This window comes from Haloarcula sp. S1AR25-4 (assembly GCF_031624555.1).
Taxonomy (GTDB): Archaea; Halobacteriota; Halobacteria; order Halobacteriales; family Haloarculaceae; genus Haloarcula; species Haloarcula pellucida.
Genome location: NZ_JAMQOR010000001.1, coordinates 228,340 through 251,773 on the forward strand (window position 1 = coordinate 228,340; position 23,434 = coordinate 251,773).

Annotated in this window: 27 protein-coding genes and 2 tRNA genes; 22 read left to right on the plus strand and 7 right to left on the minus strand. The window is 60.6% G+C overall.

Translation table 11 applies throughout. The features are described from left to right. Positions 1–84 precede the first annotated feature (84 nt). Positions 85–158: transfer RNA gene (locus NDI85_RS01290), tRNA-Lys, on the plus strand. Positions 159–359: 201 nt separating this feature from the next. Here the strand turns inward: NDI85_RS01290 and NDI85_RS01295 are convergent. After that, the gene (locus NDI85_RS01295) at positions 360–797 is read right to left on the minus strand and encodes a GNAT family N-acetyltransferase (protein ID WP_188995217.1); all 438 of its coding nucleotides are present in this window, start codon (positions 795–797) and stop codon (positions 360–362) included. Positions 798–884: 87 nt separating this feature from the next. On the opposite strand from NDI85_RS01295, the gene NDI85_RS01300 reads away from it, so the two are divergent. Next, entirely contained in the window at positions 885–1,121 is a 237-nt protein-coding gene (locus tag NDI85_RS01300) for a hypothetical protein (protein WP_310914692.1), read from the plus strand. A gap of 164 nt (positions 1,122–1,285) precedes the next feature. Here NDI85_RS01300 and guaB read toward each other — a convergent pair whose 3' ends face one another. Further along, positions 1,286–2,770 carry an IMP dehydrogenase gene (gene guaB, locus NDI85_RS01305; RefSeq protein WP_188995215.1) on the minus strand — a complete coding sequence of 495 codons (1,485 nt, stop codon included), beginning with the start codon at positions 2,768–2,770 and terminating at the stop codon, positions 1,286–1,288. A 197-nt stretch (positions 2,771–2,967) separates the two neighbouring features. Between guaB and NDI85_RS01310 the strand changes: the two genes are divergently transcribed. The 14 genes from NDI85_RS01310 to NDI85_RS01375 all read left to right on the plus strand — a co-directional run bounded on the left by NDI85_RS01310 (position 2,968) and on the right by NDI85_RS01375 (position 13,337). Then, on the plus strand, positions 2,968–3,135 hold the full coding sequence (locus NDI85_RS01310; protein ID WP_188995214.1) for a hypothetical protein: 168 nt from the start codon (positions 2,968–2,970) through the stop codon (positions 3,133–3,135). Between the two features lie 6 nt (positions 3,136–3,141). Next, positions 3,142–4,029, plus strand: coding sequence for a DUF5794 domain-containing protein (locus NDI85_RS01315; protein ID WP_188995212.1), 888 nt, complete (start codon positions 3,142–3,144; stop codon positions 4,027–4,029). 38 nt (positions 4,030–4,067) lie between these two features. Then, complete coding sequence (locus NDI85_RS01320; RefSeq protein WP_166970437.1) at positions 4,068–4,295, plus strand: DUF5795 family protein; 228 nt, start codon at positions 4,068–4,070, stop codon at positions 4,293–4,295. 54 nt (positions 4,296–4,349) lie between these two features. After that, a tRNA-Trp gene (locus NDI85_RS01325) sits at positions 4,350–4,530 on the plus strand. Positions 4,531–4,693: 163 nt separating this feature from the next. Further along, on the plus strand, positions 4,694–4,900 hold the full coding sequence (locus tag NDI85_RS22270; protein ID WP_396275512.1) for an HNH endonuclease: 207 nt from the start codon (positions 4,694–4,696) through the stop codon (positions 4,898–4,900). A gap of 631 nt (positions 4,901–5,531) precedes the next feature. Then, a complete protein-coding gene (locus tag NDI85_RS01335; protein WP_310914695.1) occupies positions 5,532–7,673 on the plus strand; it encodes a hypothetical protein in 2,142 nt (713 codons plus the stop codon). 125 nt (positions 7,674–7,798) lie between these two features. Beyond that, positions 7,799–8,146, plus strand: a complete 348-nt coding sequence (locus NDI85_RS01340) for a hypothetical protein (protein WP_310914696.1) — start codon at positions 7,799–7,801, stop codon at positions 8,144–8,146. After that, a complete protein-coding gene (locus NDI85_RS01345) occupies positions 8,143–8,541 on the plus strand; it encodes a hypothetical protein (protein WP_310914697.1) in 399 nt (132 codons plus the stop codon). The genes NDI85_RS01340 and NDI85_RS01345 overlap by 4 nt, the downstream gene beginning before the upstream one ends. Before the next feature lies 1 nt (position 8,542). Beyond that, the gene (locus NDI85_RS01350) at positions 8,543–10,372 is read left to right on the plus strand and encodes a hypothetical protein (protein WP_310914698.1); all 1,830 of its coding nucleotides are present in this window, start codon (positions 8,543–8,545) and stop codon (positions 10,370–10,372) included. After that, complete coding sequence (locus NDI85_RS01355) at positions 10,372–10,566, plus strand: hypothetical protein (protein WP_166967346.1); 195 nt, start codon at positions 10,372–10,374, stop codon at positions 10,564–10,566. Before NDI85_RS01350 ends, NDI85_RS01355 begins: the two co-directional genes overlap by 1 nt. A 20-nt stretch (positions 10,567–10,586) precedes the next feature. Continuing rightward, positions 10,587–11,141, plus strand: a complete 555-nt coding sequence (locus tag NDI85_RS01360) for a hypothetical protein (RefSeq protein WP_310914699.1) — start codon at positions 10,587–10,589, stop codon at positions 11,139–11,141. After that, the gene (locus NDI85_RS01365; RefSeq protein ID WP_310914700.1) at positions 11,138–11,965 is read left to right on the plus strand and encodes a hypothetical protein; all 828 of its coding nucleotides are present in this window, start codon (positions 11,138–11,140) and stop codon (positions 11,963–11,965) included. Before NDI85_RS01360 ends, NDI85_RS01365 begins: the two co-directional genes overlap by 4 nt. Beyond that, a complete protein-coding gene (locus NDI85_RS01370) occupies positions 11,958–12,254 on the plus strand; it encodes a hypothetical protein (RefSeq protein ID WP_310914701.1) in 297 nt (98 codons plus the stop codon). Before NDI85_RS01365 ends, NDI85_RS01370 begins: the two co-directional genes overlap by 8 nt. An 81-nt stretch (positions 12,255–12,335) precedes the next feature. Further along, the gene (locus NDI85_RS01375) at positions 12,336–13,337 is read left to right on the plus strand and encodes a hypothetical protein (RefSeq protein WP_310914702.1); all 1,002 of its coding nucleotides are present in this window, start codon (positions 12,336–12,338) and stop codon (positions 13,335–13,337) included. Positions 13,338–13,496: 159 nt separating this feature from the next. Here NDI85_RS01375 and NDI85_RS01380 read toward each other — a convergent pair whose 3' ends face one another. Both NDI85_RS01380 and NDI85_RS01385 read right to left on the minus strand, forming a co-directional pair. Then, on the minus strand, positions 13,497–14,261 hold the full coding sequence (locus tag NDI85_RS01380) for a DUF2971 domain-containing protein (RefSeq protein ID WP_310914703.1): 765 nt from the start codon (positions 14,259–14,261) through the stop codon (positions 13,497–13,499). A gap of 400 nt (positions 14,262–14,661) precedes the next feature. Continuing rightward, entirely contained in the window at positions 14,662–14,982 is a 321-nt protein-coding gene (locus NDI85_RS01385) for an ArsR family transcriptional regulator (RefSeq protein ID WP_396275498.1), read from the minus strand. A 565-nt stretch (positions 14,983–15,547) separates the two neighbouring features. Between NDI85_RS01385 and NDI85_RS01390 the strand changes: the two genes are divergently transcribed. From NDI85_RS01390 to dinB, 4 genes are all read left to right on the plus strand, one after another. Continuing rightward, a complete protein-coding gene (locus NDI85_RS01390; RefSeq protein WP_310914705.1) occupies positions 15,548–16,513 on the plus strand; it encodes a tyrosine-type recombinase/integrase in 966 nt (321 codons plus the stop codon). Between the two features lie 349 nt (positions 16,514–16,862). After that, positions 16,863–17,186 carry a hypothetical protein gene (locus tag NDI85_RS01395; protein WP_188995210.1) on the plus strand — a complete coding sequence of 108 codons (324 nt, stop codon included), beginning with the start codon at positions 16,863–16,865 and terminating at the stop codon, positions 17,184–17,186. 217 nt (positions 17,187–17,403) lie between these two features. Then, entirely contained in the window at positions 17,404–17,925 is a 522-nt protein-coding gene (locus tag NDI85_RS01400; RefSeq protein ID WP_310914706.1) for a hypothetical protein, read from the plus strand. Positions 17,926–17,979: 54 nt separating this feature from the next. Next, the gene (dinB, locus tag NDI85_RS01405) at positions 17,980–19,296 is read left to right on the plus strand and encodes a DNA polymerase IV (RefSeq protein WP_310914707.1); all 1,317 of its coding nucleotides are present in this window, start codon (positions 17,980–17,982) and stop codon (positions 19,294–19,296) included. Positions 19,297–19,303: 7 nt separating this feature from the next. On the opposite strand, the gene NDI85_RS01410 is transcribed toward dinB, so the two are convergent. Next, a complete protein-coding gene (locus NDI85_RS01410; RefSeq protein ID WP_166970312.1) occupies positions 19,304–19,651 on the minus strand; it encodes a hypothetical protein in 348 nt (115 codons plus the stop codon). Between the two features lie 145 nt (positions 19,652–19,796). Between NDI85_RS01410 and NDI85_RS01415 the strand changes: the two genes are divergently transcribed. Further along, on the plus strand, positions 19,797–21,575 hold the full coding sequence (locus NDI85_RS01415) for a helicase HerA domain-containing protein (RefSeq protein ID WP_310914708.1): 1,779 nt from the start codon (positions 19,797–19,799) through the stop codon (positions 21,573–21,575). Between the two features lie 13 nt (positions 21,576–21,588). Here NDI85_RS01415 and tpiA read toward each other — a convergent pair whose 3' ends face one another. Beyond that, the gene (gene tpiA / locus NDI85_RS01420) at positions 21,589–22,236 is read right to left on the minus strand and encodes a triose-phosphate isomerase (RefSeq protein ID WP_310914709.1); all 648 of its coding nucleotides are present in this window, start codon (positions 22,234–22,236) and stop codon (positions 21,589–21,591) included. Between the two features lie 64 nt (positions 22,237–22,300). On the opposite strand from tpiA, the gene NDI85_RS01425 reads away from it, so the two are divergent. Continuing rightward, on the plus strand, positions 22,301–22,906 hold the full coding sequence (locus tag NDI85_RS01425) for a response regulator transcription factor (RefSeq protein ID WP_188995200.1): 606 nt from the start codon (positions 22,301–22,303) through the stop codon (positions 22,904–22,906). On the opposite strand, the gene NDI85_RS01430 is transcribed toward NDI85_RS01425, so the two are convergent. After that, positions 22,903–23,430: a multiprotein bridging factor aMBF1 gene (locus NDI85_RS01430; protein ID WP_188995198.1), complete on the minus strand. Its 528-nt coding sequence runs from the start codon at positions 23,428–23,430 to the stop codon at positions 22,903–22,905. The genes NDI85_RS01425 and NDI85_RS01430 overlap by 4 nt on opposite strands. Positions 23,431–23,434 lie beyond the last annotated feature (4 nt).

The window sequence follows — 23,434 nt, forward strand, 5'->3', positions numbered from 1 at the left end:
GCGCCCTGCTTGCAGGCCGGTGACGTCCGCCGATTCGAAAGGAAACGTATTTACAAGGGCCTCCGCAACCAATGAGTGCAGACAGGGCCGGTAGCTCAGTCTGGCAGAGCGACGGCCTCTTAAGCCGTCGGTCGAGGGTTCAAATCCCTTCCGGCCCGCTTTCCTGTACCGAACCAAACGCGTGAGCGGCGGGTGTCTCGTCCCTGCCGACCCGACCCGTCCGGCTTCCCGGCACCCGAAAACATTTGTCGGTGTCCCGAGTGGAATCCCGTATGTCCCTCCCACTGTTGCAACTCCCCGGTGCGATAGAGTTGCTCGTCGTCTACCTCGTTGTCGGCCGCAAGTAGCACCGACCGTGCTCACTCCAGCGGCTTGCCCATCTCGACGTGAGGAATCCCTGCCTCTTCGAACGTCTCTCCCTCGGCCTCGTAGCCGAGTTTCTCGTAGAACCCCTCGACGCGCGACTGCCCGTGCAGGAACGCCGACGTCGCGCCCTGTTCCCGGGCCGTGGTCTCGGCGGCGTCCATCACGCGGACTCCCAGTCCCTCACCACGGTAGGATTCGAGAACGGCGACCCGTTCGATCCGAGCGGTCGTCTCGTCGACGAACCGGAAGCGGGCGGTCGCGACTGGGTCGTCGCCGTCGGTGACGACGACGTGGGTCGCTTCGTCGTCCTTGTCGTCCATCTCCTCGGCCTCGGAGACGCCTTGCTCCTCGATGAAGACGGCACGGCGGACTGCGCGTGCCTGGTCACCCAACGCCGCGTTCCCGCCGACGTAACACTCATAGGGGAGCATGGCCCCCAGTAACGAACCGACTGGGGAGTATGTTGCGTTCGACGTCGCCTCGGGTCTCGCCGCAAACATCTATGTCGTGGCCGGTGTATGGCACCGTGTCTGTCCGAGGAGTATGCCAGCGACCACGAACACGAGGTGTCGGCCGAGTACCTCTATCCCGCCGACGCGGACGTACTCGACATCTACGAACGAGATGGCACACTGTACGTCGACGTCGCGACAGTGTGTCCAGAGTGTAGCGACACGCTGGCACTGTCCGCGTCGGTGGAGTCGGTACGCGGCGTCGACGTGGACCTACCGCTCGACGACGACTACTACGACTGATACTGGTGGCTGTAAGTTCGTACAGATATTCGCCACCCCGGGGTGGCGAATTACTCCAGTTTGTTACAGCCACCAGTATGAGCCGTCGACGCCGGACGCGTGCTCGTAACGGACCCCGCCGGCGAACAAACGGACCCGGTCTCGATCGGAGGCTGAGCGCCGAGTCAGTTGTCGGGACTGTAGTTCGGCGCTTCGTCCGTAATCATCACGTCGTGGGGGTGGCTCTCCTGCTGGCCGGCCGCAGAGACGCGGACGAACTCCGAGCGCTCTTTGAACTCCGGAATCGTCTCGGCACCGACGTAGCCCATCCCGGACTGCATCCCGCCGACGAGTTGGTGGAGTTCGGAGGCGAGCGACCCCTTGTACGGCGTCGCTGCCTCGACGCCCTCGGGGACGTACTCCTCGTTTTCGTCCTCTTCTTTGAGGTAGCGCTCGCCGCCGCCCTCGTTCATCGCGCCGACGCTGCCCATGCCCCGGTACTGCTTGTACTTCTTGCCGTTCATCGTGATGACCCGGCCCGGTGCCTCGTCGGTGCCGGCGAAGTACGACCCGAGCATCACGGCGTCCGCACCGGCCGCGATAGCCTTGATCGCGTCACCGGAGTAGCGAATCCCGCCGTCGGCGATGACCGGGACGTCGTGCTGGCTGGCGACGTCTGCGACCTGTGCGACGGCCGTAATCTGGGGCATTCCAGAGCCAGTGACCACGCGCGTCGTACAGATAGAGCCGGGGCCGATACCGACCTTCACGCCGTCGGCGAAGTCGACGACGGCCTCGGCGGCCTCTCGGGTGCCGATGTTGCCGACGACGACGTCGGCACCGACCTCGGCCTTGATTTCGCGGGCGCTGTCGATGACGTTCGCGTTGTGCGCGTGAGCGCAGTCGATGAAGAGGATGTCCGCGCCAGCGTCGTCGGCGGTCTGTGCGCGGTCGACTTCGAACGGGCCGACGGCTGCCCCGACGCGCAGCTTGCCGTTCTCGTCGCGGGCGGCCTCGTCGTACTCGCGGCGCTGGAGGACGCCCTTCATCGTCACGAGGCCGACGAGGCGGTTCTCGTCGTCCACGATGGGGACGCGCTCTATCTTGTGGTCGTACATCAGTTCGAGCGCTTCCCGGGGGGTGACGTCCTCGGGGGCCGTGACGACTTCGTCGGTCATGGCCTCGGTGACGGCGTCGGACTCGCCGACTTCGAGGTACGGACGGATGTCGGTCCCGGAGATGATACCGAGTACTTCGCCGCTCTCGTCGTCGACGACGGGGGCGCCGGAGACGCCGCTCCGGTCCATCATCTCGTCGACTTCACTGACCGTCTGTTCGGGGCTCGCGGTGACGACGTCGCGGATGATGAGTTCGTCGGCGCGCTTGACACGTTCGATTTCGGCGGCCATCTGGTCGGCGTCCATGTTGCGGTGGAGGACGCCCAGACCACCCTGTCGAGCCATGGCGATCGCCATGTCGCTCTCCGTGACGGTGTCCATCGCGGCGGTCAGCACGGGGACGTTCACCTGGACGCTCTTCGAGACGCGTGTCGTCGTATCGGCCTCGTCGGGTTCGACGCGGGATTCTTTCGGTCGCAGCAGTACGTCGTCGAAGGTCAGCGCCTCCGGAACGCGGAGTTTCTCGGAGAAAGGATCGGAATCGTTCGCCATGTAAGCCGTCCACGACGGCCGGGCAAAAACGTTGCGAGACTGGCCGAGACTGGGTCGGGGTGCCACACCGCGGTGTCCGGTCTTCGGCGTCGTCGCGGGACGACTGTCCAGTTGTGTGGGGCTGATTCGCACGTTTCACGAGGTGTGGGGTCGAATCTCACACAACGCTTATACTCCGGTGAAAGATAGTTATAGACATGCGTCTCACCGAATCCACCCCCGAGGCCAGCGGCCTGCAATCGACGTACTCGACGGCGTCGAACACATTTTGGGTGGGTTTCGGGAAGTCGAAGGGGTGGCAATCGACCGTCGGTCGGGTCGGCGCCGTAGACACCCATCGGGAACAGGGGCATCCCCGTCCGTAACTCGCGATGAGTAGCTCCAGACATCCGGTCGCACTCGACATAGAGCGACGCGTCGGTCGTGGCGGTCGCCTGCTGGCGACGGTCATGGGACTCCCGCTCGTCGACGGCATCTTCCCCGTCCTCGTCCTCGCGGGCGCGCTTACGACGTGGACCGGGATGCTCGAAGTCGGCCTGCTCGTCTTCGGCGGGTCCGCGATGGTCGCCGTCGTCCTCGCAGAGATGGAGGGCGGCCCTCGCGAACAGGCCAAGACGGTCCTGCTGATCGGTGCGCTGTTGCTCCCCGTCGCCGTCCTCGAAGCGGCCATCGCACCGACTATCGCCGGAATCGTTCGTCTGGCCATCTTCGAGCGCTTTGCCGGCATCGTCATCATGGCCATCGCGGCCCAGACGGCGAGCGCCCGCATCGGCGAAGTGCTGCCCCGGCCCGCCATCATCGTGGGACTGGGTCTGCTTGCGAGCCTCGACCCCGCGGGCGCGTCGCTGGTCGTCGCGGCCGACGTGGCGACGATGGCCCGCGCCGCGGCGACGGCCGGCATCGGCGTCGGGTTCGCCCTCGTCGTCGCACTGGCGAGTCCGTGGCTCCGCAACGCCGTCGACATCGACCGGTTCCGCTTCGGGAGCGCCGTCGCATTGGGCGTCCTCGCACTCTCCGTGTTGGGACTGATGCCGACGACGGCACCGGTCGCACTCGCCGTCCTCGCCGTCACGGCGGTACTATCCTTCGACCCCGACAACGCCCGCGAGCGACACAGCGAGTACCGCCCCGACAGCATCGACCTCACGGCCGCGTTCGCCGACGGCGGGGCCTCTCAGGGCGTCGCGGCGGACGAGCGAACCGACGACGGCGCCGCCGTCGAGTACGATCCGGACCAAGAACGCGCGCCGTGGCTCTGAGGGGGAACGCTTAGGCGTCTCACGCTCTCCGTTCCGATATGGCCGACAATCGCGTGGTTCAGGGACGGATGCAGACCCCCGAGAGCCTCGCCGAACTCATCGAAGGCGAGAGCGTGATGGACGCAGAACCGATAGAAGACGCCGACCGCGACTGCCCGGACTGTGGCGAGAACGTGGTCTCCGTGGGCTATATGCCCTCGGCGCTGGAGTTCGTCACCGGCTACAAGTGCCAAGAGTGTGACTGGTCCGACACCGACCGGGACTGAACACCGGCGGGCAATCGAAATCCCTTTACGGTAACTCGGTAAACGACGGAGTGCGGGGTCGTGGCCTAGTCCGGGAAGGCGGCTGACTCCAGAGGCCACGTGCCTGGGACGAAACTCCAAGGGCTGATATACTGAGCGACCGACTGATCATCGGTTCGCGACGATGACCCTCTGGAGTTCCGAGGCACAGGACGGAGATATCAGCCGATCGGGGGTTCAAATCCCTCCGACCCCATAGCGTTCTTCAAGTTTTCTAAAGGTAGCAGACATGTAGCCGCTGTTTTCGACGTTCTCAGAACGGCCGAAAATCATAGTAAGATATCTGGTAGTTTGGGGTGGTCGGCGTGATTTTCTCACCCCGTGTAGAGTTCGACCTCGATCACTATCCTCGTGTTCGAGTGTGGGATCCCAACGCCGGACATGACCGTTACCTGTACCTCCACCGGCTCACCGCATACGCGCACGGCGAAATAGACGATCTCTGGTCTGACCTGCACGTTCATCACGTCGACGAAGATCGCTGGAACAACGACCCGGAAAACCTCGAAGCCCGTCCTCCGGACGAACACTCGAACTACCACCTGAATGGGGGTGTCCTCTCGTGACAAACACTCCCTCTCCTGAGAACTGGCCGTATCCTCGCAATGAATTCGTTCGTGCGTCTCGTCTCCTGGAGGCGACCGACGAGGATGTTCGTCGAGCTATCGAGCGCGTCGAGGATGGTGACCGGCGATGACGGGCGACCTCCCTGTTCGTCCTCAGTGTCGATGGTGCGATAACAGCGCTTCCGAACTCGCCCCTACTCCCTGCGCTCGCTGTTCGGTCGCTCTCGAACGTCTCAACGAACCCGGCGTAACTTCGGTCTCGAAAGAAGGGCAGGTGATTCGATGACGGACTGGCCGAGTTACCGTCACTACGACTGCGATAGCTGCGGCGAGATCTGCATCAATCACTCTGAAACTGACCGTGCGCAGTCCGACCTCTGTCAAGACTGCTTCCGTGACACAATCTTAGAGGAGGTTGAGCAGTACCTCCTCGACCAGCAGGCTTCTCCATCCAACACAAGCGAGCGAGTGGAGGGAGCGACCCCCTCACATGGGGGTCCGACTGACCGAGAGAGCGCACGGGACGACCGTAGGGAGGACCCATCCCAACGCGAAAGCCCGGCCGAAGGCCCGGAACGTGGGTCCGGTGCGGTGCGGTCGTTGGTGAACGCTGTTTCTTCTTCTGAGTTCGATGAGTAAGGGGCACTCTGAGGCGTGCGGCTCTCGGCAAACCAATCAGAATAAGTGTGAAACAGACACCTCAAGCCCTGATACACCGACTGACGAATCTGATGATCGGGATCTCCCTTCGGCCGATGATGTTCTCTGGTCTTTCATCGAAGAATGCCCCGACCTCGTTGACGTGCCCGTCGCCTTTGAGGAAGGGACTCCTGTTCGAGAAGATTATACTGAGTGTGTAACTGAATCATGGGATTCGGACGTTCTCTATTACTGTGGTCGGTGTGAATCCTCCTTCTCCCCTTCTTTTCAGAACCCGTCTGAACACGTTTCTGAAGCCCATTCTGAGCTTATTGATAGACTCTCGGTATCTCCTGCTGATGCTGCTGATTCCTGGGTCGCTCGCAAATCCGTCCGTGGTGAGCGAGTCTCGGAAGTTGAGGGTGTTTCGTGGGTTGAAGCAGTCGCAAATCTGCTTGAATCGCACGAACAGACCCGCAAGACAACAATTAACCTCCAATACGGTTGGCCCCGTGATCCCGAATATACGAAATTCAGTTTCTCGGCTTCTGATCGCTGGTCGCCCGACTATCAACGCGAATTTTATGCTCAGTGTCAGGGCTGGCTTCGCGAACTTACCGGTGGTGAACGTCCCTCCGGAGGTGAAACTGCCGCTACGTTCGATAACCCGTCTGTCGCCTTTCTGACTCGCTCGGCTTCTTCCGTTCCTGACGATACCCGTGTCGGCCCTGTTGATCATGCCAATCGGGTCCGCAATCCGTGGCGAGAGGTCTATCAGAAACTCCGGTACGTCCTCGATAAGCTCGGCTTCGATAGCGATGAGTGGCAGTTTTGGCGTGTTTTAGAGCCTCACCCCGGTACTGGTCAAAATCAGTGCTACGCTCACGAACATGCGATTATCGTCGTAGACGGGCAAATCACTCAGTCCGACTTTGCACCTATTATGGAAACCCATGTATCCGCAACCGAGGGTGCCGGACTCGACGCGCATACGAATACGCCGTGTGCCGAACATGCTGATTCCGCTCCAAACCCTTGGGACGCGGCTGAGGGTGCTTGTGACGACTGCGATACCCCTGTTTCCGTCCGTGATCCCGAGTCCGTTGAAAACCTCGCTGCATACGTAGCCGATTACGCCTCTATTGATCCGCTTGACCTATTCGAACGATCTCCTTCGTATATCGCTTGGGCAGCTGCGATGACTGCCGGAAATATACGGACTGTCTCTCGATCTGACTCGGCTCGATGGGCTGCTATCGCTGACCGGTGTCGACAACGCCACGAGTCACCACATTCTGATCTTGAAGGTGAACATGGCGACCGGCTTACTGTCTCGGATAAAGGGACTAACACCGTTGAGTGTGCTGAGTGTGGCTCTCCTCATGGTATCGACCAGTCCCGTACGCTCACGGACCACCGTCTAAACCCCTCTTCCGGTGAAAGTCATGAAATCCTCTCTGACGGTGGTTCCACCGAACTATGGAATGATTGGATCGACGCATGGCGTGCCTGTGAACCGACTACAGTAGACCGTCAGTGCAATCACCCCGATGGCTCGAATAAGTGTCCTCTCTGTGCAGAGTACCAAGGTGCAGTAGATGCGACTGTCCCGATTCCTGACGATGCATACGTTCCTGAGAACGCGTTTGAAAACGAGGCTGTCGAATATATCGAACGGATTGAACAGAAGGTGCAGCGTCATCCGAACGTTGGTGTTGCTGGTTTGTTAGGAATGCTTCAGTCGGATCTGCCTGAGAACCATGCTGAAGCCCTCGTACGCGGGTTTTTGGCTGGCTTTGAGCGTCCCGACCTTGATGACCCCGAACACCAACCCGACTGGCTTAACCAAGAGCGCGTTCCCGAGTGGCGCGTTCATTCAATCGAGATAGACGGTGAACTTCGCTCTGCCAGTCCTGGCAATGGCGTTCAAATGACCGAGGTCTTTACTGATACTGAAAGTTGGGACGATACTGAGTATCATATTGGATCTCAAAGTGGTTTTCAGAACCCTCGTCTCAACGATGATTGTCAATCCTGTGAATCAGGACACTATCAATATGAGAAACAACTTTCTGATGAGTGCTTATCTCTCTTCGAATGTGATTCCTGTAGCGACTCTATCCGCGTTCAATGACGAACTTCTGGAAATGTGATTTCCTGCCGGTTCCGTGCCTCTACTGCTTTTCACATATAAAGATTCACTCTGTATCTCCTGCTGTCTACTTTATACTAGATATATCTTGAATATTGGTATGTAGTATGTCAACCGACAGTAGCGGAACGCCGGAAGTAACGTTCGACGATCTCGACGAACCCGAAGAAGTCGACAGCAACTCCGAGTGGATCAACCCAGATGCTGGTGAACAGTTCGGTGGGCAGATTACCGATATTCGCCTCGATGCGCAGGATCACGGCGTTGTCGAAATCGACGGGCGACCGTACAGTCTGAACTGGTCCCAGCGGCAGCAGTTACTGAACGAGTTGGTCGTCGGCTCACTGATGGCTGTCAAGACCTCCGAAGAGACTGACTCGTTCACAAACGACGACGGCGAAGAGATCGAGTACAACCCAAAGGCAGTCCGATTCAAACGGGGTGACGCTGAGTGAGTTACCAGCGTAAGGCCAGCGGGATGATGAACGACTACCTGAATGTTCGCAAGGTCCCAATGGTCCTTTCGGGAGCGTTCCTCGCGGCGTCCCTCTACCAGTTCGGTGGTATCGGGACTATCACGCTGGAGTGGCTGTCGTATACGCTCACGGCTGATCACGCCATTATGGTGTCCCTCGGTGCGTGGATCGTCGCCTTCGCCAGTTCCGAGACCAAACAGTTCCAGTACTACGACGGTTTGGAGAAGGTTGCTATCGCACTCGGGCCGCTCGTCATTCTCGGTGACTACTTCACCGTCGAGGTGACGGACCTCCTCCTGCAGATTGGCGACCCGCTCGGGATGCAGATCGCGTTCTCCATGACTGTCGTCAGCTGGGGAGTCGCTGTTAAGTAAGATGACTCGCTTCCGATCCCTTGCCCTGTCTGCGTTGCTGATCTGGTCTGCGGCTCTCGTAGGCGTCGGGCCGTCACTCGTCGGTCCAGCAGACGCACAGACCGACACGCAGACCTACACTTTCGACGGTAGCGATAACCCGAACCCGGTGCCTGGCGTCGCAGCCGTCAATCTGTCCGACATGACTGGGACCGTCACAATCGAGTGGTCCACCGGCGACACCGGTAGTCCGTCGACGTACGTGTTGGAGCGAAAGACCGTCACCGCTCCGTTCTCCGCCGACGAGTTGGCAATCGCCAATCAAGGCGCGTACAGTACAATCAATGTCACCGTCTCCGGCGGAAGCGGGAACGCCTCTTTCGCTGGCTACCAACGGCGTCTTCTTGCACCTAACCGTGTGAAGATTCTCGGAGGGACCGGCGGCGACCGCAACCGCATCTGCAACCTGCACGAGCAGCTATCTGAGTCAGTTGACCCCCGGTTCACCATGCTCGATTGTGAGGTGCAGCCCGGCACGACGACGGTCAACACCACCGGCACGGACGCTGCACAGGTCGAGAGCGACATTTACCAGTCTGCGATGAACCAGAAGGCCGCTACCGACCGCACGCTCACACAGACTGAAAATCATCTCGAAGACGCCCAAACAGTCGCTCTGATCAAAGGCAAGAACGCCTACGTCCGGGCACTCAACAATGGTTCCAGTAAGGCCGCTGCGGTACAAGAAGGGAAAGACGCTATCGACGAGTTTTATCTCCCCTGGCAAGTCGAACTCGTCAACGAGTTCAAACAGTCCCGTGCCGAACACGCATATCTGAAGGCTGTCGCTACGAACGAGTCCGGCGTCTCTGGCGACTTCGTGGCTGGCTACCACGACCAGACAGGGACCAGCAAAGGCGATATCGTCGACCACCAGCAAGCGAACTTCACGTACGGTACGCGGACCGTCTCGCTGTTCAACGGCACCACGATGACCGTCCACACCATCTACTCCGAAGTGGAGTTCGAAGGGTCGGTCGTGCGGTCCGACAAGTGGTCTATCCTCGACCCTGACGGCTACTCATTTGCCGGTGGTGACGCCCGCGCAGCCGGGTTCTCCGTGACCGATCCCAATACGGGGAACCACACGCAGACGTTCGACTACCAGCGGTTCAACACCAACTACAACAAGATCGACGCTCAACACCAGAACGCCAGCGCCCAGATCGAAATACTCGCTAATAATACGTACGACGCCTACCAGTCAGGTGAGCTCAACTCTACCGACCTCATCGACCCGTACATTCTCGTCAACGAACGCTCGGCCGGCCCTCAGTTCCAAGGCTGGGCAGCCTCGACGTTGACCGTTCTGGGACAGAACAGCCCCGAGAACTTCGACCAGATGGGGAGCTTCAACATCACCACAGAGACCGGCGAGAGTCACCGCGGTATCCTATTCTCACCGGAAAACCCTGCGAGCGGGCAGTTCGCCGCGAATCAGACCTACGACCCCACCGCTATTGGCGGCACCCAATATGTGGTCACGGCTGACCGAATCGTCGAGCTACAGGAGAACTTCACCGTCCAGAACATCACTACGACGGACGGTGAGCGGGTCCAAAACGTCACCATCGAGAAAACTGTCTACAAAACCACCAACGTCTCCGAACTCAAGGAACTCTACGATGATCTCGCCTATCGCCGCGCACAGATCGAGGCCCGCGAAAAGAACCTTCGCGCTTCCGGCGGCGGAGGTCTACTCGGTGGTTCGAACTCGGCTCTGGTACTCGTCCTTCTAGTGGCTCTCGCAGGTGCAGCCTACGCATCCAGCGATAACAGGAGGCGATACTGATGGTCTGGTGGCTGCTCCTCTCACTCGTACCCCGCGACCCCCGACTGTACCTGTTTGGCGGCGTCCTCGTCGCCTTGCAGCTGTCGGGCGTCGACGTGTTGGGACCAGCCATCGACCTCCTGTCGGCGAGCGTCCTCGACCCTACGATCAGTTGGATAGAATCCCAGTTCGTCGATTCGTGGACGTTCTGGTGAACTGACCGACTTTCCTTCACATGAAATCGCACATCGTCATCATCCTCGTCCTGAGTAGCATCGCCTTCGCTGGTGTCGCCAGCGCACAGCAAGCGACCTCGACGCCAACCACGACGCCCTCGAACTCGACAGTCTCGGCTCCGTCCGGCGCACCGGACGCAGAACTCGTCGTTGACTCCGACGTAGTGGTCACGTCGTACCGCTACGAGGACGGCGAGATGATCATCAAGTTCTGGTCCTCGGAGTTCAAATCGATCAGTGTCGCACCACGGGCTGATAGCTCTGAGAGTGGAACCGTCACTGCTCGCGCGTTCGTCCTCGACGAGGACACGATCACGACGGTTCGTATCGCGTCCCCTGGTGGCGTCTCGTTCTGGACCGCTGAGTCCATGGAGCAGAACAACCAGTGGCACTATCTGCGCAAGCCCAGCACGTTCCTGATCACTGGGCCGTGGTCCGGCTCGGACGTTCGTGACGCCGGTCTCGGCGGCGCTCTCGGCGTCATGATCGCCGTCCTCTACGAAGCAGTCTCGGCTAAAATCGGTGCGTCCCAGCGAGGTGAGCGACTGGCATGAGCGACGAGAACCCCGACCTCGACCGCGAGGAGATGCGGCACAACGCCGACCCCGGCCCGGACCGGTCACGGACCTACCGGGCGTTCCGGTGGCTCTCCGAACACCTGCTGGCTATCGGTGCTGGTGTCGGTATCGTCCTGTTCGTGATTGCGTCGGTTCTCGGGTACGACCTCCCGCGAAACCTCCGCATCATTGGCCTGACCGGACTGATCACGGTCATCCTCATCGGCCGACCCACGGCAAAGAAAGTCCGATCGCTACTGTGGGACCCGAACTACATCTGGCTCGTCGACATTGACGCTCGACGGACGAAAGGCGGTATCTTCCGCATGCCCGGCCAGCGATTCCGTGAGTGGTCCGTCGAGGATGGGCAACTCGACTGGGTGAGTCCCAACCTCGCGTTCGGCAAGCGCGTCGATCTCGCCGAGCAGACCGTCGAAGGCTGCTGGCGTGGTACCCTCACCGACCGTGAACTACTGCGCACTCTCCAGGCCGTCGAGGAGTGTCGCGGCCAGCTGGAGGACGACGCGAAACGTGGCTTCGCCATCGAGACGCAGGCGTTCGCTATCATCCGTAACGCGACGCGGAAAGCCGTTCTCCGGGTCGTCTCGACGTTCGAGCGTGGGACGCTACCCGACGAAGGCGAGGGGTTGACTGACGAGATTGATAGCGCAATCGAACAGTTCGGTATCGAACGGAAGATACGCCGGTCGGAAGAGGACGACTCCCCGGAGTCGGACATCCCCGGTGTTCGCATCGACCTCGACGAAGACCTTGCTGACCTCGCCGGTGCCGGTGACGGAGGTGTTCCCGCTGATGACTGAACTCAACCTATCCCATCGTGAGAAAAGTCTCGTAGTGGTAACTGCTGCTGTGACGTTCGTAGTCGGCTTCTGGGCCGGTCTCTGGTCGGTCCCGCCACAGGCGCTTGATGTGCCGCTGGAAGTGGCACAGAACTCCGGTGAAACGGTCTACGTTCCGGCATATCGCCCTGTGCCCGGCTCCCTCCCTGCTGTCTCTGTCGTGATTCCCTTGATTGGCTTCGCCTACGCGTTTCGAGATCGTCTCGTCGAGGACACTGCTGAATCTGGTGAGGTGCCCGCCGATGACTGAATCCGTCGAATTCCTCGGTGCCGCTCTGGCCGGTGTCTCGTCTCTCGCTGCGTGGCTCCAGCTATGGAGGGCTGGTTACCTATGAACGGTGACGTAGACGAACATCTCCTAACCGCGGCGAAACTCTACGAGCAGGTACGCGGCGACCTCGACGGTGACGAACGGCTCCTTCCGCATACCGGTATCGTCGAGGACGCCCAGGACCGCGCGGCGCTGTCGTTCGTCGAGACTGCGATGCGGGAAACCGACCGCTCACCGGTAGGTAGCTCCACGTTCGAAGGCACCGACCTCGGCTCGGTGATCTCCCAGAAGGTCCTGACCGACACGGCGACGGAGGCCGTCGCCACCGGGAACGGTTCAGTCATGTCCCACATCGTTGGTGTCACGGAACAGGACCTCGACGCCTCGGCGCTGCGGCTTCCGATGATGCTCCTGAATCAGATCGAGAACAACGGCGCTCCGGCGTTCGTCACGGCCGCAGGCAACCCGAACACGGGCAAGACCAACACGGCCATCCTCTTGATCACGCTGCGGGCGCTCGACCTCGATGACCTCCTGGTCCTTTCGAACGTCCGGACGTGGGACGCGACAGATATCGTCGTCACCTCGGCGCACGACCTCGCGGTGCAGCTGCTCGAACACCGCGACCGACCGAAGGCTATCCTGATCGACGAAGGCTCGACGCACTTCGACGCCCGGACCAACCGCCGGGAAGTGGCCGAACAGTACACGCCCTTGGCGAAGCGATACGCAAAGATCGGCGTCGACATGGAGGCCGTCGTTGTTCACACTGGGAAGGACCTCCATCCTGAGCGTAAGCGCTTGTCGACGCTGGCGATGTACAAGGCCGCAAAGAAGAGCGCCGAGTTCTTCGAAACGTGGCCCGCTGACACTGACGCGCCGACTGACCGATTGTTCGGTGGTAGTCTCGAAGAGATCGAGAAGGCCGTCGGCTACGATCCTGACGACGCCGCCCCTTGGGCGTGGAATCTTCGAGCAGGACTATTCGAAAAAGATGTTGAGTGGTCGGAATTGCTCGATCTGCTTTGTGACAATGGTCCTATAGCGAGCGATGACCGATGAGTAAGCTGCGTTCCGTTTCTGATTAGGCTGATCACCTGATTCAATCGGTTCTGTCCGTCGCTAAAATCCACTTTCAGTTATAATATTGACGCATACATTCTCTACCCACCAACCCACCCATCCACCTATGGGTGTTAATCGTGTTTAGTATCGAATGTTTCAAAATTCGTCCAAATCTGACCGTGTGACATCTGCCGAAGATAAGTCTAAATCTTCCCTACTATCTAATGCTTCTTTTATTGAATTAACCACCCACTCATCCATATTTGGCTTTACATATATTTCATCTATGAGTTCGTCAACTGCAACTGGTAAATATAAGTAAGAATCTACCGGGATCTCACTCGGACCATAGTCAGATTCTGATTTCTTAAGTTCAAACGGGCTTTCTTGCCCTGAATCGTCATCACCATCTATTAGATAGTTGAATTGAAGACATATTCTGAGTTCATTTTCGTAATCGTATTCTCTTCTTTTGAATCTATATAGCTGAGAAGTCTCCATCCCTGATCTATCTATGTCAATAGATTCGTCAAGCTTGTCTAATTGATCTTCTTCCAAATCATCATATCCTTTTTCAAAATCGATATAAATAACATCTAGATCTCTTGCAGTTATTGATTTTTCTGGCAGATCGTAATTGATGCTTTTCAATAATTTCTTCCGGGTTGTTTTTATAGCGATGCCTTTCCCAGCGGTACTATATTGCTCCCACATAGCGGCTGATTCGTAGGAGTTTTTGTGCCAACAATTTAGAAATGTTATATCTCTAGTTGACTGTATGAATTCTTTCCCATCTTCAAAATTATCTCCCCAATGGGCTTGATACACATCCTTGATAAATTGTGGAAACTTCCCTTCATATGTGTCCGAAAAATCACTTGCTTGATGGAAATGTAATTGTTCTGTTTGAACAATCCACATGAATGTGGGGTAATCTATATATCGCCAAATCTCTTCATTCTGCTCTCGCATTTCTACGAAGGGGAACACATCTGTTAATTGTAATATAGTATTATTATTCCATCGCCTTCGGATGTCGCGGATATGGATACAACTCCACGTCGACCTTGCCCTCCAGATACTGCTCACCCTCGGTCGTTAGCTCCACAAAATCCTGATCCTCAGTAAGAAATGCTACCAGATCCGCATCGGCCAACACTCGACACCGATCCTGTACCTGCGCTTCTGTCGCGTGAATGTTGTCACAGATAGCCATCTGTTTGGCTGTCGACAGTGAGTCATCCCGAAGGTGTTCGAGTATTCGGTCGTCGATGCTCCGTTGCCAGCGGGCAGTTTTTCGAATCGTCATGGTGGAGGGCGATTACACGTCGTTTGTCTCTGGTTCGCTCGTCGATGCGGATTCCGTTGGCCCATTACCGTTGGTATAGACGCCTTCTTCGGCGTCGTACTCCTCATCAAGGTATGCCTCCCCCTCGTCGGTGATAACGTATGCTCCGTTACCGACGTGGGTCAAGAGACCATGCTCAGCGAGTTTCTTCATCCGGCGACCGACTTGCGTTCGAGAAACCCGGACAAAACCGCTGTCATGGATTTCCTTGGGAGTCCCTGTACCCTCATTCTCTCTCATCCATTCGAGGATACGGTCATCCCAAACACTCTGCCACGAACCCGATAGACGCATTTGAATAACTCATTTACTCCCGACTACCTAATTTAGTCTAATTATACATTAGATACCTGCGAGGCTTTATGTGGTTGTCCGATACATTTATGCACTCTGCAAGTAACCATGTTTTTGTGGGCCACCCACTGATGGCTCTCAGTGGCTGAGAACCGGGCCGTGCTGCAACACGGCCCAGAAGGTGGCTCCGACCGGCAATCATGTCGTACGGAACCAGCACGGGGCGCACGCCCCGCACGATGACAGTCGTCTCGGCAGATGAAAAACCCGACGTTCGGCCGCGCGCCGGGTTCACAGTTCGCTGTCCCAACTGTGAATTTTCGAAGCGATGCAACACCCACGCTGATGCGATTTCGCATCAACGCCGTCATCCCTGTCCGAACTGCAACAGGATGGTAGCTGTTTCCGGTGACTCTCCAGAACGATCTGGTGAGTCCGGTAATCGCACGGACGGCGACGATCTCCGCGAACTCTTGGGGGTCGTGTTCGAGTGACTCGAAAGCCGACCTCGCCCTCGGATCTCTCACCACGTGAAGCCCGTGAGCGGTTTCTCGATGAGTGCCGGATGGATTCGACCGACTCCACGATTCGAAGCTACTCCAACAGGCTCACGCCGTTCGTGGAGTGGTGCGAAGAGGAACCGGTCGAATCCGTCGGTGAACTGTCCGGCTGGCTCCTCGACGAGTATCGCCGTTCGCTCACTGAGGACGCCCCGGTCACGGTGAAGGGGAAGATGATGGCAGTGAAGCAACTGCTCGGATACCTCGGTCGCATCGACGCCGTGGACACCGAGTTAGAAGAGAAGGTTCCGATTCCCAAACTCTCCGCCGAGGACGAACGGAGTGAAATCAAACTCGCGCCCGACGATGCTTCCTCGCTGCTCGCGTACTATCGTGAGTCGAAGACGTGGTACGGGACTCCGCGCCATACGCTTCTCGAAGTACTGTGGTTCACTGGTTGTCGCTTGAGCGGCATACGTGCTCTCGACTTCGAGGACTACGACAACGAGAGGGGAATCCTGCGCTTCGTCAATCGCCCGCAGACCGGAACCCGGCTCAAGAACGGGAAGGACGGTGAGCGACCGGTAGCGATTCCTCCTGAGGTCGTCGACGTGCTGGACACGTACATCCATCGGGAGCGATTCGACAAGCGCGACGAACACGGCAGGCGGCCGCTGTTCTCCGCCCGGCAGGCGAGGCCGTCGAAGACGACGGTTCGCGCGTGGTCGTATCTCGGAACACAGCCCTGTGTCTACACCGGCTGTCCGCACGGCCGCGAACGTCCAAAGTGCAACTACCGGGAACGAAACTATTCGGGTAGCTGTCCATCGTCTCGCTCACCCCATCAGGTGCGTACCGGTTCTATCACGTGGCAACTCAACTGCGGGATGCCCATCGAGGACGTGGCCGAACGGGTCAACTCGACGCCCGCGGTCATTCGTCGACACTACGACGTTGCCACTGGTGACGAAAAGCTCGAAGAGCGACGCCGCGACTACCTCGGGGACCTATCAATTTCCGACAATGAGTAAGTCCAAATTCACCGCGCTAACGGCCGATACTGGCGATTTATGCCGGAGTAGTGGCCCCTCCGACCCCACTCCCTTACTCAAACACCTACAACCGCAAGACTGCGGTGTGTCTCTCGCTTCCCGATGTTATCAGTGTCGCGGTTTCGAGGGGGTGTATTCAGATACCGAAGCACGTCCTCAGCGTGGCAAGCCGAAGTACGCCGTCACGCCGGCGGCGGGGACGGAAAACGCCTTCCAGCGGCGGTCCCGGGCCGCTGGCTACGAAGGAAAGACGGCCGAGTCGGTCCCAAAGCGAAGGGGTGTTCCAGTCCCGAAATCGCTTTGGGCGTCTCGTGGCGACAGTGAACCGATGACCACTATCAGGGACTCACTCCCGGCGCGACCGCTGTCGACGGCCGAGGTCAAGGCTCTCGAAGCCCAGCACGACGAGTACGGCGTCGCGCCGGTCGGATTCTTCCCGGACCTCGACATCGTGACGGCGTTCGTCGTCATCGTCGAGGGCGAACGCGGCTACAGTCTCGGGTTCGACAGACCCGGGGAACAGTGGGTACTCGTCGAACAGTTCGAAGACGGCGACGACTTCGCAGGCGTCACCGACCGTCTCCGTGAGTGGATGGGCGACGACTGGGACGACGTCGACGAAGGCACCGTCGAACTCGACGACGTCGTCTGATACGGCCCGTCACTTGTCACTCTGTCTGAGTAAGGTTGAAGTGGGATAGTGTGCAACGTTAGCATGGAGCCCCCGAGCTCCCAGCGGGAACGACCGCTGTAGCTTCCGGGATTGGCATCGGCGGCCAACTGTCGTCGGCGGGTTAGGCCACCCCGCCGACGTCGCTTCGTTTTACCGCGACGATAGGTTGAGGTGACAGTCGCGTGTCCTCGTACGCATGAGTGTACTGGCCGCGGTTCTCAGAGTCGGCGAGACGCCGCCGATAGGGGCCGGCATGGCCCCGCGCGTCGAGGCTCACCTGTACGACGGGGGCCTGCCCAGACTCGTCGCCTATCGAGTGAGGGAGGGCCCGGAACTGGAGCGCCACCCGGGCGCGTACGCACCGGACTTCGCGGCGGAGCCGGCCTACCCCGTGACCGACGTCCTGCTGGCACTCCCAGACACCCGTGGACTCTCGTCCATCGGCCAGCGACTCGACACGCTTTCTACGAAGGCCGAGGCGAACTACGGCCGCGATTTCGGCGCGATGGTGTTCAAGACCGACGTCGAGTGGGGGAGCGACGGCTACGGTCGTCTCTTCGAGGCCCGGAGCCAACTGGAGGCCCACCCGTTCGACGGGCAAGTTACGGTCACGCTGACGCCCGCAGTGACGGACGAACAGGCGGCGGCGCTTCGCGCGAACCTCGACCGGCTCGCCGGGCTGACGCGCGTGTACGTCTCTGACTCTGACACCGAGTGACCGCGACTCGTCGTCGGGCGGAGACGTTTTGGGCCCGCGTGTGTACCCTCAAACATGGACGCCGCGCGGCTTCCCGGGACCTCGGCGACCGACCAAGTGGTCGCACACGTCGACATGGACTGTTTCTACGCGGCCTGTGAACGCCGACGGGAACCCGCCCTCGAAGGCGAACCGCTCGTCGTCGGGATGGGCTACGAGAACGGGGAGGCCCACGGCGCCGTCGCGACGGCGAGTTACGAAGCACGGGAGTTCGGTGTGGAGTCGGCGATGGCTATCTCGGAGGCGCTCGAACGGCTCCCTCGGAAAGTCGAAGCCGCCGAAGACCCCGAGATGTCGGTCGAGGAGGCGGGATACTACCGTCCGGTGGACATGGACCATTACGAGGCCGTCGCGAGCGAGGTCAAGGACATCCTCCACGACGTCGCCGAGATGGTACGCGAGGTCAGCATCGACGAGGCGTACCTAGACGTCACCGACGACGTGTCGTGGGACGAGGCCGAGTCGTGGGCTGACACGCTGAAGTCGACCATCGAGTCGGCGGTGGGCGTCGTCGCGAGCGTCGGCGTCGCGCCGACGATGAGCGCCGCGAAAGTCGCCAGCGACCACGACAAGCCCGACGGCCTCGTCGTCGTCCGGCCGGGAGACGTCCGGGAGTTCTTCGCCGACCTCCCCGTCGAGGAGGTCCACGGCGTCGGTCCGGTGACGGCCCGTGAACTCGCGGCGCTGGACATAGAGACGGCGGGGGACCTCGCCGCGGCCGACCCGGAGACGGTCGCCGAGCGATTCGGCGAGCGAGGGCTGGAGATACGGCGCTACGCCCGCGGCGAGGACACGCGAACCGTCACGCCGAAGGGCGACCCGAAGAGTCTCTCGCGCGAGTCGGCGTTCACCGACGCCGTCGAAGACGCCGACCAGAAGCGCCAGAAAATCGAGACGCTCGCGTCGGCCGTCGCCGACCGTGCCCATCGCAAAGAGGCCCGCTACCAGACTATCGGCATCAAGGTCGTCGAACCGCCGTTCGACGTGAACACCCGCGCGCGGTCGCTGCCCGGTCCGGTCGACGACGCGGACCTCGTCGAGTCGGTGGCGCTGGACCTGCTGACGGAGTTCGAGGACGCCGCGGTCCGGAAGGTCGGCGTCCGCGTCTCGAACTTAGACTTCTCGGTGGGCGAACAGGTACGTCTCAGCGGCTTCGACGGAGCGGACGCGTCGGCGGGCGACAGCGAGACGACGGCGGACGGAGCGGCACCCGAGAGCGACTCGGAGGGGCAGGTCTCCCTCACCGAGTTCGACGACACGGCGGCGGGACGAGACGAGGACGCGTCGTCGGCGAACCGCGACGGACAGGTGTCGCTCGACGACTTCGACTGACCGGGTCTCAGGCGACGCCGTTCTCTAAGTTCTCCAGTAACTTGCCGACGAACAGTCCCGCGCGCGGCGATATCGTGTCTGCATCGGGTACCGTCGTCGGATGGGCCGCGAGCGTCTGGACGAACTGTTCGCTATGGGTCATCGCGTTGAGCATATCCACCACGTCGACGACCAGTCCCTCGTCGTCCGTCTCCATCTCGGGGTACCGATCTTTCTCGGCGTCGGTGTAGGTTATCGTCCACGCCGGGCCGCCGACGGCGGCAAGAACGTCCGAGAGCGGCGCCACCTCCAGTGGCCCGTCGCCCGTGCCGACGTAGACGATACCGTCCTCGACGTGGGTGTCGTAGCGGGTCATGTGGTCGTTACTGCCACTCGGTGGCACGGAGGAGGGCCAGCACAATAGCCCTTGCTCACCTCTCACCGATACGACTGGTCGAATGGCTGACTGGCGTCTGACGGAGAGTTATGGGCAGTGAGATGCTCAGTCCCGACAAGAACGCATGGCAGAGACTGAACACATCACCGTCGCGGACACGAGCGCGGGTCCCGGTGGCACCGAAGACCCGGGTCAGTCCGTCGATATTCCGGTGGTCGAACTGCTGACCGGGCGGGGGTTCATCACCGGCAAGTCCGGGTCGGGGAAGTCAAACACGGCGAGCGTCGTCGCCGAGAAGTTGCTGGACAACGGCTTTGGCCTCCTCATCGTCGATATCGACGGCGAGTACTACGGCCTGAAAGAGGAGTACGAGATCCTCCACGTCGGCGGCGACGAGGAGTGTGACATACAGGTCACCGAGGAACACGCGGGCAAGATAGCGTCGTTGGCCCTCGAACAGAACGTCCCCATCATCCTCGACGTCTCGTCGTTTCTAGACGAGGAGGAGGCAGAGGCCCTGCTGACGGCCGTCGCCAGACAACTGTTCGCCAAGGCGAAGAAGCAAAAGCAGCCGTTTCTGATGCTCGTCGAGGAGTGCCACGAGTGGATTCCCGAGAAGGGCGGGATGGGCGAAGTCGGGAAGATGCTCATCAAAATCGGCAAGCGGGGTCGCAAACACGGCCTCGGTATCGTCGGCATCAGCCAGCGACCCGCCGACGTCAAGAAAGACTACATCACCCAGTGCGACTGGCTGGTGTGGCACAGACTCACGTGGAACAACGACACCAAAGTCGTTGGGCGCATCCTCGACAACAACTACGCCGACGCCGTCGAGGACTTAGACGACGGCGAAGCGTTCATGATGACCGACTGGGCCGAACAGGTCCGCCGGGTCCAGTTCCACCGCAAGCAGACGTTCGACGCGGGTGCCACGCCCGGCCTCGACGACTTCGAGCGGCCCGAACTGAAGTCCGTCAGCGACGACCTCGTCTCGGAACTGGAGACCATCAGCGAAGAGAAGCAGGCCACGGAGAACCGCATCAACGAACTCCGCGAGGAACTGGACAAGAAGAACTCACGCATCGCCGAACTGGAAACCGAACTGCAAGACGCCAGAGACCTTCAACGGATGGCCGAGCAGTTCACCGAGGCACTGGTGGGCCACGTCGAGGGCTACAACCCCGGTCGTACCGCACAGGAGGAGATGCGTCGGCAGCGAGAGCGGTTCTCAGAACCATCAGAGGACGGAACCGACGAGGTACAGGCCGACGAGGCACAGACAGACGAGGCACAGACAGACGCCACGTCGGGCGGCGGGTTCGGCGACGCGTTCAGCGCCTTCAGCGACGACGGCGTAGCGATGAACGGCGGGAGCGACGACGGCGTCGCCACGAACGGGTCCGCGCCGGCGGCGAACGGTGCGTCGGCGAACGGTGCGTCGGCGAACGGCACAGCGACGAGCGGACACGCCGAGGACGACGGCGACGCCGACGCGGCCCTCGCGGCGGCGATGGCTGCAGTCGAGGACGAGGAGAGCGGGGACGACCCGGCAGACGGCGACGCGACCGACCGGCCCGCCGTCGTCGCCGACGTCGTCGCAGACCTCGCGGAGATGAGCGACAAGACGCTGCGGATGCTGGCCTACTACCGGGAACACGGGCCGGGCACGCCGTTGAACGCCCAATTCTCCGCCGGCGGGGACGGGGACCGAACCGCCGCGTACGCCCGGAACCGGACCCTACGGCTCCGCGGCCTCGTCGAACACGTCGGTCGCGGGAAGTACGACTACCGACTCCGTGCGCTGGTCAGCGAGGAGAGCGACGAGACGCTCGACGAGTCGACGATAGAAGACTACGCCACGCGAATCGAACGCGACGTACTCGACGGTCACGGCGAGGCGTGACCGCGTTCGACGGTTAGTTCAGCGGTGCGACGAGGTCTTCGAGCGCGGCCCGCGGGTCGTCGGCCTTCGCGACGCCGCTCGCGAGGAGCACGCCGCTCGCGCCGAGGTCCGAGGCGGAGACGAGATCTTCGCCCGTCGAGATACCGGCGCCACAGAGGACGTCGACGTCACCGTCGACGCGTGCCGCGGCGTCGACAGCGCCGGTGACGATGTCGGGGTCGGCCTTGCTGACGGGAGTGCCCGTACCGATGAGTTCCGGCGGTTCGACGGCGACGGCATCGGGGCCCAGCGCCGCGGCGGCGCCGATCTGGTCGGGGTTGTTCGCACAGACGATGGTTTCGAGGTCGGCGCGCTCGGCCGCGTCCAGCGAGGCGTCGATGTCGGCGAGTTTGAGACGGTTCTCGGAGTGGTTCAGCATGGTCCCGGCCGCGCCGGTGTCGGCGACGGCCTCGGCGAGCGTACTGCCGGTGTGGCTCCCGTGTTCGTTGGGGCTGACGTGCTGGGCCCACGTCTCGACGCCCGTCTCGGCCACCGTACTCAGGTGGGCGGCCTGCGGCGCGACGGCGATACGGACGCCGGAATCGTCGGCGACGTCGGCCGCGGCGGTCGCTACTTCGATTGGGTCGCACGGATACGCCTTCAGATTGACGAGGACGAACATACACCATCCACCGGGGCCCGCCGGCAAATAGGTTGCGAGAGCGTACGCACCACAGGAACGACGGATGAGTGGGGTTAAGATACTGGACTGTAAACACCCGCAGAGACAAGTCGTGACCTCCGAGGACGAGACGCCGACCGTACTCATCGTCGAAGACGAACAGCACCTCGCCGACCTCTATACGGACTACCTCTCGGACCAGTTCGACGTCGAGACGGCATACAGCGGTGAGGAGGGCATCGAGATGCTCTCACCCACCGTCGACGTCGTCTTGCTCGACCGTCGGATGCCGGTCGTCTCCGGCAACGAGGTGCTCGCCGAGATCGAGGAGCGGAGCCTCGACTGTCGGGTTGCCATGGTGACAGCGGTCAATCCCGACTTCGACATCATCGACATGGGCGTCGACGACTACCTCGTAAAGCCGGTCACACGCGAGGACCTGACCGACGTCGTCGACCGACTCGACAAAATCGCGACGTACAACGAAGAACTCCAGCGGCTCACGTCCCGGAAACTGAAGCGAAACGTCCTGCAGGTGGAGAAGACCCAGGCCGAACTCGACGGAAGCGAACAGTATCGACGACTCCAGTCGGAGATCGCCGACATCGAAAAACGGGTCGATACGCTGGCCGCCGAGTTAGACGTCGAAGAGAAGGATCTGCGTCTCTAGTCTTTCCGTTCGACGACGTCACCGAGGGTGTACTCGCCGCTGCTTGAACCGCCGGACCACTCGGTTTCGTCGGTGCTGCCGCCCGCGCTCAGGTCGATGCCGAGCGCGCGTTCCAGTTTCGTACGCACGTCGTCGCTGGGGAGCGAGTTGCCCTGTTCGAGCTTTCGGATGAGGCTCGCCTTCTCGTTGAGTTGCTGGGCGAGGTCCTTCTGGCTCAGCCCCGCCGACTCGCGGGCCTGTCGAATCTGGTCGTCGAAGTCCTGGGCTATCTCGTCCATCTCGTCGAACATGTCCCGGCGTCGGCCGCCGCTCGACGAGGTAGACGACGAACTCGACGACGAGGACGACCCCCCGGAACTACTCGACGACGTCGAGTACTTCGTCGACGTAGACGACGAGGAGTCCTGCGTCTTCACCTCGGTCCCGAAGTCAGTACACTCGTCGCAGACGTCGAGTTCTGCCCCCTCGATTTTGACACGGTTGGGAGCGGAGACCTCCTTGCCGCACATCTCGCACTGTACCATAGCG